Here is a 12,845-nt window from a genome sequence, read left to right as displayed (position 1 = left end):
ATGTAGAAGGGTCAAATTACTCAACTCCACGGTCTCCTCATTATTATACATATTTTCTTATTACCCAGAACACTAGTCTGTAGGAGATGAACATCGCGGTAAGGCTTCTCTGGAACAGTGGGGTACCTAGGATGGCAGTAGAAGAGGCCAAGCACACACGATGGAAGCTGTTCATCTTCAGAGACGCGGGAGGAAATTACGACCTGAGTGGAGTAGATTACATAGTCCTCAGGAAGAAGGGGGAGAAAGGCCGTGGTGTCCTCCCTAGGCTCTCCACTCTCATTACCTCTTTTTACGCAGGCCACCGCGGTAAGGAGGCAACGGTGGACCTCGACCTCATCTTGAAGGCTACTTCCATAAAGGGGTATACCCTTTTCCACGACCAGTTCGCCGGGATCACGGGGTACCTGAGGAAGAGGAAGACAGGGGAGGAGTATGCTCTCTACCTACACGAGACCACACTCATAGGCAAGGAATTGAAGTACCTTCTCCCCAGAGAGATGGAGAGGAGGATACTCCGGGAAGCCAGGACGGTGATCACGAACTCCAAGTGGAATAGGGACGTCCTTAAAGAGAAGGGGTTCAACGCTCACGTGGTCTACCCAGGATGTTACCCGGCTCGCACCATAAGCGACACTAGGGAGAGGCTCGTGATAAGCGTGTCCATGTGGGACTCCGGGAGGAAACCCTGCCTTTACGGGGAGATGTCCCGGCGCGTGAAAGGTAAGTTCATCATGGCAGGGTCATGGGCTAGGGAGGACACCCGCAGACAGTTCGAGAGGGAGTACGGCGACACCGTCACGATCACGGGGAAGCTGAGAGACGAGGAGCTCATGTCCCTTTACTCACGCGCCTCTGCTTTGGTCAGGTTCGGCTTCAACGAGAGGGGACCCGGCATGGGAGTCCTGGAGGCTATGGGCTACGGTGTCCCGGTGGTCGTGAACGAGGGGCTTGGGAGCAAGGAGCTCGTGAAACAAGGTGAGAACGGGTTCGTGGTGAAGGACGTGGAGGAAGCGTCGTCGAGGCTAAACGAGATCCTGGACGATCCCCTACCCCTTGGTAGGAACGCGTGGGAGACAGCTAAGTCCCTCTCTTGGGAGAACCACGCAAAGCGTCTCAAGGAGGTGTTAGGAGAGGAGTAAAAAAGGGAAGAAAAGTAGGAGATAGAGAGGAGGAAGAAAAAGAAAGGGGAAAAAGAAAGAGAGATCGTCTCACGTCACATCTAGATTTTATGTTAACTTACCTTTCGAGTTTGTCTAAGGAAACACGGGCCGATTTTAAACACCGTAGGAAAAGGATACATATTTTTAACATTTCCCTTATTAATAACTTTATACGTGATCTCAATTCTTATCAAAGTTTACATAAAACTTTCTTTTAACTTAACGTTTAATAAAGAATCCAATGTTGATCATTTAACCTGAAATTCAAGGGAATTAAAGCCGTACACAAGGCATATGTTATCTACAAACCACTTCATAGGAAAGGGTTTAAATTATTGACTGACTATTCAATCTATATTGACGTAAATGGAACAAGAGAAAATACACGAAATACTAGTGGGCGTTCCAATTCCACGGACACAGATGCCCAGCGATGCCTCTAGGAGGGAAACTAGAACAACTGCTAATCTATAAAAATTCAAAAAAATCCACAAATCAACTAATATGCTATTTAAATATGTTAAAAGTGTTACTATAATCGTATTTAATTTTTGAGAGAAAACTAACTTAGCTCAAAACGTAGAAGTGTTGCAGATTTATGAATACTCTTTTCATTAAGTATATTTTAATTTTTAAATCCTAAACTAAAGAATTCATATTTCGTTTAATTTCAGTTAATTTTTTATAAATCCTTCAGAGTTATAGCACCGTTGTTTATTAAATCCTTATCTAAGCTTATCAATTTAGCTCCTATTCTTTTAGCAGTAACGAGATAAGCTGAATCATAGTAAGTTAGATTCTTTTTTATCGCCTCTTCTAATATTTCTTTATCTAGTTTAACTTCTATTATATTAACGAAAGATAACGCAGCGGAAAGCGCATTAAAAATAACTTCTATGTCTAACTTATCTTTGTATTTCCATAGCATATTTCCTAATTCATAATACGCTAACGTTATTGTATAATTATTCTTTAGGAAATCTAACGCTTTTCCTCCCAATTTTGTCAAGTCGAAGATTGCGCTAGAGTCAAAAAGGTATTTTATCTTTCTTTCCTCCATTTCTTCAACTCCTCAAATACTTCGTCAGTATCGATTTTTGCTACCTCCTTAGATGCTAAGTCTAATAATCTTCTTGCATGCTCTTCTTCCTTCTTTTTAACCTCTTCTTCCAATGCTTTCCTTAAAACCTCACTTACATTAATGTTATACTCTTTTGCTTTTTCTAAAATTTCTCTCCTAACCTTCGTTGACGTAGTAACCCATTCGCCGATAATTACATTCTTGAATTATAAGGTAATAAATATTTTGTAGTACTATATTTTCTTACCTATAAAGACAGGTGAAGAGGCTCCACATGATATGCCTCTAGTAGGCTTAGTAGGGATAGGTTCTTTAGTGCTGTCTCTAGTTCATATTTGTTCTAAAGCTTTACAAAAATGGGGGGTTAAGGGGGCGTAAAGCATCACCTCTCTGAGGCGGGGATGGATAGCCCCTTTTGTTTAAATACTTCTTTTTCTAACTAATATTTGATGGCTAGGAAGAAGAAAAATCCAATAAGAGCAACTGTATCAATGAAGTCGGTTCATCAGACTCCCTCTAGCCCTCTCAAATCATTATGTAAAAGCATTAAGGTACGTCATATCCTGGTTTTGAGTTTCAACTAGGTTCTCTTACTCTTTTTCACTCCACCTGAAAAGGCTCAGGAGTGGTGATCTCTTATACCCAAGGAATGTGCCGGTCTTTATCTCATGAACAGATTAAGCCAATATACTTAACCTTAAGAAATTGAAGTATTTCATGTAATATCAAGAAAATATTTTTATATTAGTAATCAAAAAAGTTAGATATGAAGAATTTTAATCAAGAATCTAGATCACCTCCGGTGTTAGAGAGTGAAAAACCAGAATCCAGACCTGAGCCTAACGTTCGCGTCATCCATAACGTAGGAAATTCTCGACCTAAAGCTATGGTCAAGGAGGGATGGAATTATAATGAAAACGGTGAAGAAGTACTTATCGTAGGGTCGCAGGACAACCAATTTATTCAAAATCTTTACTATAAATTTACTCCTCCTGAAAGTAATTACAAGGTAAAAATAGACTATTCCCAAGGCTCAGATGAAATTAAATTCTATTTTAACTCTAAATTAGAAAAAAGTATATTAGCAATTATATATGAAGAAGCTCGAAAGGAGGGAGTTAGCCTTGAAGTAGAGGGAAACGAGCTGAAAGAGTGTTTAAATGAAAATGAAGAGGATCCTTATCAATTCATTGATAATTAATAATTTTCCTGCACCTTCTCTAACATCTTCTTTAATTCTTCCCCTTATCTCTTTTTCCTAACTTTTCATCCTATAAACTCTTAAAGTGTTCATTTAAGGTTAATATAATCATTCGACTACCTCCATCACGTTACTTATTACCTCTTCTGAAATCCTGTAATCAACAAAATTGATGTCGAAACCATTACACGAAACTTGTGTAGAGACAAAGCTATCCTAACTGCGTTTTCAGCGTTAACGCCCAACTTCTCAAGGTCTTTTGAAATTTCTATAATCCCTTAGTAAGAGGAGATCCGACGTTCTCGTATCAGTACTTTTCCTCCTTTCTCGTTATTAGGCTTGATAATAATCTCATTAATTTTTTACTACAAGTATACTAAGAGCCGACTTAACGCTCAGAAAGGTCCTTTGCTGAAGCACTCTGTAGAGTTCCTCTTTCTAGCATTTGTAAAGTTAATTTACCCTAAACTATCATATAAATAGCGTAAATATACGCTTTAGAGTCTTTACTGTAGTTCAGATATCCTTTCATAAATTAAGTGCATCTATATTATAAAAACTCTAAGGTTATAATATAGTATATAAGAGAATTTTAGCAGAATGTTTGGGCACATATCGTCAGTATTTTACTTCGTCTTAATATTTCTTGTTTTACGCTATTTAAATGAATAAGAGTTTTTATAAAAACTATTAGTATTGTTAAAAGCGTGAAGGAAATGGAAGCAACACCAGTTCCATCTAGTTTTCCCTTAGTACCTGAGTCTAGTTTAAAAACCTCCAGTGAAATCTTGCTAAACCTACAGTCTTGGATAGAAAGGACTAACTCTTAACTATTACGTATTTACCAGCAAATCTCAATAGCTCATTCTCATCTCTCTCTTCAATGATGTTTAAATCCAAGATCTGGGATACTTCATCGGGCAGAGAGAAATAGACTTTCAATAAAAGATCTCTAAGGTGTGTCAAGTCAAGATTTCTGACTATCAGAGCTATGTCTAAGTCGCTACTACCCATAGTGTCACCCTTTACCACAGAACCGTAAACTATTACCTCTTTTACATCTGCGAACTTTCTAGCTTCATTCAGCACTAAAGAGGCGATTTTACTCCAATTTTCCTCCAAATATTTCATTCTTTCTGTTCCGAACACCACTTCTCACCCCAAATCTTCCTTACCAAGTTAATTATTTCCTTAGTCACATTTAAACAGATTTCAGCATCCTCTTTTTTAGCCCGTAAGAGAAATATTGTCCCCTTTGCCATGCATCTTCTAAAAGAATTAATTCTCCTCTCTTCTCTTTAGCGAAGTTAGTTATTTCCTCTTTCAACGAGAGCGTGGATAGAACTGACAGGAGTTTCCTTATCTCGTGGGTCTCAGGAAAGGAATAGCCTAGGAATGAGATGGTAGCTTTTATTGCCAGTTCAGCGGCTATTTGAGACATTAGGCTTGAGGCGTTGTAGAGACCACCGTCTAACGCATTCTCAGACGCTTTAAGGTATTCCAGAGCCCTTCTACAAAGGGATTTATGAAGCTCATGCACGTGATTTTATTATCTTTATCAAGTTTTATAGTTGTTTCAATAGTTAAACATGATATAGGCATCACGTCAAGTCTGCACCTTATATATTATCGCAATATCACGGTGTATCCCACAGAAATAAGGGAAAACAATTTTTCTTGACTTTCCGCTATAAAAGAATATTCCAAGACTCATAAACGGCCCTCCCTATCTCGTGATGGAACTGATGCGGGGAGGGTCTCTGAACAATTACACCCGTTCATTGCCTCGTGAGGAGAGGAAGGAATTAGCGAAGATACTGATCCTATACTTGGGAAACGCGTTGAAGTCTCTCCACAACATGGGGTTGGTACACAGCGACGTGAAACCATCAAATATTCTCCTGAGCTCTCCTCCAAGTTCGGGTAACTTAGTTACGAAGATAATGGACGGTCAAATCAAGGTTAAGCTTGGAGATCTAGGTAGCGTTGTGAAGAAGGGTGAGGGCGCTCTCACGTATTCCTTATACTCCTCCTTCGACCAAATGGTGTCAGTGTCTATGACATCCGTGAAAGTTCCTAACGTGAGCAAGTTAGGGGTGTTCCCAGAGGACGATATTTACGCGTTCGGATCAACGCTCTACTTCCTGGTGAACCAAAAAGCGTTAAACAGTGTAAACTTAAACGGGATTAGCATCGATATAGACAAGTGGGTCGCTAAAAATTATGACCTTTTCAAGAGCGTGAATTCGAGTAACTTCCTCAACGTTTACAATGACGTCATGAGTGAGGCCATGGAATTATGTGAGCACAGAGAAGTAACTATGGACGGGAGCAAACTCGATGAGTTGATCCTGATGATGGTGAACTGCGAGAAAAGGAAGAGACCTTCAATCGAAGAGATATTGAGGAGAGCTTCCTCTCTCTAGATGGACTATAATCGTTTAAACATTGTAAGAGATTCCCGAACTTGTATATCACGCGTTTCCTGAAAAGGCGAAACCGTCAGCACGTTTTGTCGGACTTTGCTTGAAGAATCACGTAATTTCACGTAAGCCTTTCGTGAAAGGAATCGACGAAGTTTCACCACGCTCACGTCGTATTTAATGAAAGGATCTAGAAGGAACTCCGCTCTGATACCCCAATAGCGGGTCTACTCACTTCGTCACCGAATCGTCCTCGCCTGTCTCCGCCAGCGGTCTCACCAAGTGGTCGGACTGTCTGTGGTAACTAACGTGAATCCGAAAAGGACTTCACACGCCCTCGGACCTACATGATTCCAACATAGAGAACAAGAAACCAAGGAAATCTTTTAAATGTCGTGATATTTCCTCCTCTGATGAAAAGAATCTTCATGATCATTTTTCTGCTTCTATTTTTCGCACCTCCTCTCAATCTTCTGTCTTTCTCATGGACGTTCCACGGTGTTGATCGCTTACACGCGAGCTATGTGTACAAGGATAACCCCACGGAAGCTTATTACAGCAGTGATACACTACCTCAAGGTTACTATGATTGCATTCAATTCAACAGCGTGATAGGAGTCACCGTCATGTTGAGTTCAAACACAACTGTTTACCTGATGGTGTTGTCACAGCCTCCTTCATACGGAAACTTTGGAGGTGTGATTCTCCATCAAGAAGGGAAGTTCTTCCTGGAAAGGGTGAACGTGGCAGGGGAACTCTACCTCGTGGTTTACAACAACGTGTCCTCAGGCACAGCACTAATAAGCAACGTCCACCTGGTGGGACAGAAGGCTCCCACGGGGATAGCTGAGGTGGGGGTACAACCTCAGGGCAACGGCCTCGTGCCTTTCGTTCAGAACTTCACCGAGGCCTTCGGTTACGTGAAAGTGTACTCCATTTCAGCTTTCAATACGACTCCACCGAACGGGACCTCCCAGTACGGCGCCTCGTTACAGCTCAACACAGTGGTTCAGGTAAACACTCCCTCAGGAAGCCAACAATACTGGGCTCAGGACGTGATAGAATTCAACACGAAGGGACAGAGCTACTGTGTGTACGATAACGTGTGGAACTTCACCTCAACACAGAGCGAGCTGAACGGGTACCTCGTCCGGGGTGAAGGATCCGTGTACCCGTACGGGTTGCAGGAAAACTACGCCTTCGGCACGCCTTCACATAACTACTCGTTACCTTTCTCTCTTGGTTTGACGGATTACGTGACGTATAACCTCACTTCCTTCACCATTCACTTCGGCTTCATTAACTCCTCAGGCACTTTCTGGTACGACAACGTGACTCTCCTGATACCCAACGAAGGGGCGTACATGTTGGTTTCAGGTTACAACTCCACCGGCGGTGGACAAGCTTACGACGCCGAGCTGGTCTTCGGCGGTGAGGACAACGGGGAGTTCACGCAGTACCTTTCCTTGAATGCTACGTTAGACATGTTCTTCCTTGACGGGAACCACTTCTTCTCACCGCGTTACGTGACGCCTTTCGGGCTTGACACGGAAGAGTCTGCGGACGACTTGAACACAATTCCTTTGAACGGTGCTTGGGAAGTGACAACGGGTGAGATGACCCAATCCCTCCTATCGCAGACTTCAAGTCTGGAATCCCGCTTCTCCGCGGGTGTAGCTGACGCGGACTTCGGCATCCCTGTCAACTGGGAGGAGAGCGGAGGAGAGGGACCCTACGTGGCTAACCTGACGCTGACCTCTAGTGAAGGTACGCAGTCCTACCTCTTCCTGGAACCTTTCCCGGGGAACTACAGCGGGGTAGAACAGGTTAACCTGAACTCGGGGAATTACTCCTACACCTTGACTGTGACCGACGGATTGGGACAGTCCTCCTCATTCAATGGTCACCTCACAGTAAACCCTGACCCCGAGGTGGATGTGAGAGGAGAGAACGTGACAGACGCACACTTGACCATCTCAGAGGAAGCCTGCGCTACCTTAGGGACTCCGCCTTACAATTACACTTGGCTCGTGAACGGAGAGGTCGTGGGACACGGAAAGTCAATAACGCTGAACTACTCCGAGGGTAATTACAACGTTACTGTGTTGGTGCAGGACTCATTGGGCTTCACCACGTCCTTCTCCAAGACGGTGACTGTGAACCCGGACCCGACCCTGAACTTGATATATCAGGAGGACGAGGTTGGGATACCCGTTACGGAGAGAGTTAACGTGAGCGGGGGGACTCCACCATTTGAAGTTTCCTGGTCCTTGCAAGGGTCCGCCTCCAGTGGGGACGCGGTCGTCGTCAATGGAACTAGGGTGGGAACCATTGAAATCACTGTGAAGCTGACGGACTCAGCGGGGTTCACTGGGATTTACAACTTCACGGTGAACGTCAAGCCTCACCTTGAACTCTCAGTCACACATCAGGAGACAAACAACTTCCTCTTCACTAACCACCGCGTGTCCTTGCAATACTCCACGACAGGAGGGGTGGGTAACGTGACCTACTGCGTTTACCTCAACGGTGAGGAGGTCTATCACGGGTCTTCTCCACCTTATACTTTAACTCTAACACAGGGTGATAACAACATCACCGTGATTGCAAAGGACTCACTAGGGGCTAGATCAGCGGCTGAATTTACGATCTACTCATCGCTTGATTACGTTCCCCTCTTGATAGTGGGCATGGTGGTGATGATAATTGTGATAGCGGTGTTGAGAAGGAGATGAAAGCGGGAGAAAAAAAAACACACAAATCCTTTTCTCTTGGATAAAGGATAGAGAAACCCCGCTCAGGTATCTTAGGTAGCGCCCTTTTTATAGGTGAAAGGGAAGGATCTTCTTCTCCATAACATTGAACTCCACGTCTGCTATCACGACCTAGTCTCTGAAACCTTCATGAGGAATTTTCGTCTCTTCTTTTTTCTTTTTTTTCCTTATTTGTTAAAAACTGAATGCAAAGAGTCGCTGAAGAACATATTCTCGTTGATATTTTACTTTTACTTTTATTTCCTACTATTGTTGCTATACGTTCCATGATCATGAAGAGATAGGTATCACATGAACGTTCTTGATTCACGTAGTAAACACGAGTCTGGACTCTTCTCACATCTACTAGAATGCCTTCACGTCCTGTTGTGAGAAAGTTGATCAGAGGCTCGAGGAGAGAGGGCCATAGGGAAGCTTGGGACATGATGGATAACTCTCTCATACATCGGTGTTAGTTTGAGAAGACATTGTGTGAGGAGGCATAGAAAAGGCTGTAAAACGCAGGGCGTGTTAGTTTGAGAAGACATTGTGAAACATCGTACCGCATTTGGAGTTTGTGTCCGCATGTCGTTATACACGGCGAAGCTTCTCTCTTCTATCCTTCGTGCGAATAAGTAAGTTTCCGATTTGTCTCACCGTATTTACCTTCTTACCTCTAACTGTATTCTTCGCTTTTAAAAATTAAGCTCTTCCTAAAAATACGGTATCCTCTGGTTTCCGTTATCTAAAGTAACTTTCACTATCCCGAATCCGTTTCTCCTTGAACTCCCTATCCCTTTAACTACGGCATTCCCTATTACTGGCATCATCTCGCCGAACCTCTCAGAGGAGTAGGTGAACTTCCCCACGACACCAACCACCCTCTTTCCGGCGTAGATCACGGTGACCCACTTCATCCACGAAGGCTCTTCCGTCACCACTTCCTCTATGGTGGCCAACTTCTCTTTTACGTCCTCCCTTGTGAACCTCAACTCGTCCATGAAGTTAACGGCAAAAACCGTTACGAACTCATTGGAGAACCTCTTCCTCTTCTTCGGGCTGAAAGGGTCGGGAAGTATGGCTGGGGTCAATGTCTCCACGGTTATCCTCCTGGTGTCTGAAGGAAGGTCGCCCACCCTTTTCACCTCCACGTCCTCAACGTGCCACAAGGTGTTGAACGCCTTAGTGTCTCTCAGCCCCGCAATCGCCGTAGCTACTTCCCTCTCGTCCCCTCCGATCCTGAACCAGTACTCGTCTCCAGCGTAAACTGTCATAGGGATAGGGGCATCGCCAGACTTGAATAGGTACCTCTTCCCGTCCCACAACGGAGATATCGACACGTTGGATTTAGTCCCTCCCAACAACGTCTTTCCAACCTTTGCGGAGAAGGGAGGAATGACGGCGTCCGTAGATGGGACTACCTTGACCCTACAGATTACCTTCATCCTGCCCTTCCCCTTACCTCCTCAAGTATACTCACAAGGTATCCTTCAGGTGAAAGCCATTCCATCCTCACGTTCCCGAATGGGCTCGGCATACTATAGAGCAGGTAAGAGCTAGGAGAAAATGACGTGCTAGGGTACACAACGACCACGGCGTAGATTTCCGCCTTAGAGTCGACCATCTTGTAGGGGGTGTAAGCTATGACGGGGACTGTGGGGACTTTCCTTAAGCAGGACTCCATGGACCCATATATCAGGGACTGAAGTGCATGACGCTCAAAACTCCTTGAGGGGATTACGCTCTCCCACCACCACCTGTACCGAGATTTCGTCTGAAACTCTCTCTCGCTCATCTCGAGATGAATTCCCTTGTGTTCAACCACTACATTGAAGTCACCCTTTTCAATTATGAGGTCTGGTTTACCCGCCACCGTCGTTTCCTGCCCGTGTAAGGGAAGGGTGACTTGAAGTCTCTCGTGCCTTCTACCTCTACCTAAGATCTCTTCTATCAGCGGGATAGCCGCGTGTTCCACCGAGTAAGTTTCGTGAGGGGTCTCGTGGACGTTTAAAATCAAGTTCACGAGCTCTTTAACCGTGTAAGTCCTATTCACGAAAGTGAGGTTGCCCGTGCTGCAAGAGGTCAGCGAGGAATTGCGCCACGGTATCTCAAGCTTAAGGTTGGTGATGAAGTCCACTTCGTAAACCTCAAGAAGGTTACTGATCTTCATCGGGACACCCCTTAGAAACGGAGATAATCACTTGTCTCCTCCAGCCCCTTGGAGTCTCCACTGACACGCTACTTACACTCACTTTTAAAAAAATCTTGGATAGAATGAAGTATTTTAACCTTAGGCTGTTCGATTTCATTTCAAGACTATAAAGAGCTTCTCTTTATAGTTTAAAAGCTTTTCCTTATACTTTCAGGTGATGCAAAGTTAAACTCTGTACACTGAGTTTCGCCCGACATAAAAGATTTTAATCACAAAAGATTTTTGTACTTGCATAGTTGTATTGTAGTGTGATCCGTCGTCTATGAACTGATAGACAACATTTAGTCTGTTCGGTTTTATTTCTAGACATGTTCCCTGTATGAGAGTTTTTTTAAAAAATAAATATTTAATAGTTATAACTGAAATATATTATAAATCCCTTAATGGGAACTTAATCAAGATATAGTCTGAACGGGAATGTCCTTCCTTCCTCAAGAAAAGAGGGATACGGAAACTCAATATGAACTCGTAAAACGGTCACAAGGATATCTTCACGCTTTGAAATGTGGATATGTCCCCTATTGTGGAGAACTAAAACGAGGGGCTACCTGAGGGGGTAATCACCACCTTCTCGTCGCGGAAAACTAAAGCTAAATGTTCAGTTGATCAACTTATCATGAACCTTCTCTTTGTAGAAAACTAAAGGGAAAGACTTACCGGCTTTTATAAGTCACAAAGTGGTATTTATTCCTTTATAAACGCGGTACATGAGAGGATATATGTATACGTGAATGTATACACATACACATAGCGTATATCCATCCCTCTCCAACTTTCCCAGATCTCTTCAAGTAAAATGAGGGGCTTTCATCCATATCAGGACATTAGCCAATCGGCTTTCTTCAGTTGTGAAGAACAGACCAAAAAACCTAATGTTTAGCCTAATTTTTACGTTACGTAATATATTTAAATGTGCTCTAGCTCTATATTAATTGTCCAAATGGGCAGATCGAAATGTCTCAGTCCGTATCTTTATACGATATTATAGCTAAAGCTGTTTCGCAAGCTAAAAGGGAGAGATTGAACCCCACGCAGGTCAACAACATGCTCGAGTTCTCTCAATCTACCGATAACGTAAACGATCTCCTCATCTTCATAATGAGGCAGGCTTCCAGGAACCACTTCGTCGAGACCGCGAAGATCTTAGTCAAGTACTTGAAAGACAAGGACATAATGAAGGCTAGGGAATTCCTCGGCTTGTTCAAGTGGTCTTTCGAGGCCCTCAACGAAACACAGTCCAATTTCGACAACTTCAGCTCCATGGTGAACTCGTTCGTGACTTCCACCAACACCGAGTCAGGTAAGGGACAGGGAAGAGGGGCTTACGAACACCACACCAATTACGGTAGGGGACATCCGTGATAGAGGGAACTAAGGTACAAGGAGTTCTGGTCAACGACACTCCTTTCAGGATAGGAGGAGGGAAGACGAGCGTGTCGAAGAACGCTTTCCAACAAACTACGGACTCGGCCATGATGACAAGGAAGGGAGTACCCTTCATACCGGGTTCTACGTTGAAGGGTTTCATGAGGGGGTTAGTTGAGAGTATTGTCAAGACCAAGGGAGGTGAGGTGGTATACCCTTATGAAGAGGACGAGAAGGACGAAAAGAAAGGGAAACCAAACGATATAGTCTCTCAGCTCTTCGGGTCTAAGTCCAACGCCTCAGCTGTGGAAGTGATGGACGCGATGCCCTTGGAGACCCCTACGGTCCACACCAGGACTATGGTATCAATAGATAGGGTCTTCAACGGACAGTACCCATCGAACTTGTATTCTCTCGACTTGGTGGACAAGGGTAACAAGTTCAAGTTCACCGCTCTTCTCTGGGGCGTCAAGCTGAACGAGGAGTGCAAGGGTAACGACGAGAGGGGAGAAGTCATATCTCAGGTGATCGAAACCATGAAGTCGGGATTTCAGATAGGCGGGAGGAAGAGCACAGGGCTGGGGTTGATGAGGTTGACCGAGGTCAAGTGTACCCAGTTCGGGCTCTCAGACGTGGAGGTGTGAAGC

General features: G+C 44.0%; 12 protein-coding genes. 6 read left to right on the top strand and 6 right to left on the bottom strand.

The genetic code is table 11. From position 1 onward, the window contains the following. Positions 1-86 precede the first annotated feature (86 nt). Positions 87-1,142 (top strand): glycosyltransferase family 4 protein, encoded by a 1,056-nt coding sequence (locus tag IC007_RS02045; protein ID WP_149528271.1) that lies wholly within the window; start codon positions 87-89, stop codon positions 1,140-1,142. A 703-nt stretch (positions 1,143-1,845) separates the two neighbouring features. Here IC007_RS02045 and IC007_RS02040 read toward each other — a convergent pair. Continuing rightward, a complete protein-coding gene (locus tag IC007_RS02040; protein WP_054846633.1) occupies positions 1,846-2,223 on the bottom strand; it encodes a type II toxin-antitoxin system VapC family toxin in 378 nt (125 codons plus the stop codon). Further along, positions 2,205-2,366: a hypothetical protein gene (locus IC007_RS02035; protein ID WP_232049066.1), complete on the bottom strand. Its 162-nt coding sequence runs from the start codon at positions 2,364-2,366 to the stop codon at positions 2,205-2,207. The genes IC007_RS02040 and IC007_RS02035 overlap by 19 nt, the downstream gene beginning before the upstream one ends. Before the next feature lie 680 nt (positions 2,367-3,046). Here IC007_RS02035 and IC007_RS02030 point away from each other — a divergent pair. After that, positions 3,047-3,445 (top strand): hypothetical protein, encoded by a 399-nt coding sequence (locus IC007_RS02030; protein ID WP_149528270.1) that lies wholly within the window; start codon positions 3,047-3,049, stop codon positions 3,443-3,445. Between the two features lie 819 nt (positions 3,446-4,264). Here IC007_RS02030 and IC007_RS02020 read toward each other — a convergent pair. Continuing rightward, positions 4,265-4,594, bottom strand: a complete 330-nt coding sequence (locus IC007_RS02020; protein WP_173569933.1) for a nucleotidyltransferase domain-containing protein — start codon at positions 4,592-4,594, stop codon at positions 4,265-4,267. A gap of 52 nt (positions 4,595-4,646) precedes the next feature. Continuing rightward, positions 4,647-4,985 (bottom strand): HEPN domain-containing protein, encoded by a 339-nt coding sequence (locus IC007_RS02015; RefSeq protein ID WP_232048974.1) that lies wholly within the window; start codon positions 4,983-4,985, stop codon positions 4,647-4,649. A gap of 160 nt (positions 4,986-5,145) precedes the next feature. On the opposite strand from IC007_RS02015, the gene IC007_RS02010 reads away from it, so the two are divergent. Together IC007_RS02010 and IC007_RS02005 are read left to right on the top strand one after the other, a co-directional pair. Beyond that, positions 5,146-5,871 (top strand): protein kinase domain-containing protein, encoded by a 726-nt coding sequence (locus IC007_RS02010; protein ID WP_306344640.1) that lies wholly within the window; start codon positions 5,146-5,148, stop codon positions 5,869-5,871. A gap of 410 nt (positions 5,872-6,281) precedes the next feature. After that, positions 6,282-8,603: a thermopsin family protease gene (locus IC007_RS02005; protein WP_149528269.1), complete on the top strand. Its 2,322-nt coding sequence runs from the start codon at positions 6,282-6,284 to the stop codon at positions 8,601-8,603. 731 nt (positions 8,604-9,334) lie between these two features. On the opposite strand, the gene IC007_RS02000 is transcribed toward IC007_RS02005, so the two are convergent. Further along, positions 9,335-10,066: a CRISPR-associated endoribonuclease Cas6 gene (locus tag IC007_RS02000; RefSeq protein ID WP_054846625.1), complete on the bottom strand. Its 732-nt coding sequence runs from the start codon at positions 10,064-10,066 to the stop codon at positions 9,335-9,337. Next, a complete protein-coding gene (locus IC007_RS01995) occupies positions 10,063-10,791 on the bottom strand; it encodes a hypothetical protein (RefSeq protein ID WP_149528268.1) in 729 nt (242 codons plus the stop codon). The genes IC007_RS02000 and IC007_RS01995 overlap by 4 nt, the downstream gene beginning before the upstream one ends. A gap of 996 nt (positions 10,792-11,787) precedes the next feature. Here IC007_RS01995 and IC007_RS01990 point away from each other — a divergent pair. Together IC007_RS01990 and csx7 are read left to right on the top strand one after the other, a co-directional pair. After that, complete coding sequence (locus tag IC007_RS01990) at positions 11,788-12,195, top strand: hypothetical protein (protein ID WP_054846622.1); 408 nt, start codon at positions 11,788-11,790, stop codon at positions 12,193-12,195. Then, positions 12,192-12,842 (top strand): type III CRISPR-associated RAMP protein Csx7, encoded by a 651-nt coding sequence (csx7, locus tag IC007_RS01985; protein ID WP_054846621.1) that lies wholly within the window; start codon positions 12,192-12,194, stop codon positions 12,840-12,842. The genes IC007_RS01990 and csx7 overlap by 4 nt, the downstream gene beginning before the upstream one ends. Positions 12,843-12,845 lie beyond the last annotated feature (3 nt).

The organism is Sulfuracidifex tepidarius (assembly GCF_008326425.1).
GTDB classification, from domain to species: Archaea; Thermoproteota; Thermoprotei_A; order Sulfolobales; family Sulfolobaceae; genus Sulfuracidifex; species Sulfuracidifex tepidarius.
Note: the sequence above shows the minus strand (reverse complement) of the source record. Positions and strands in the feature narration are given on the sequence as shown.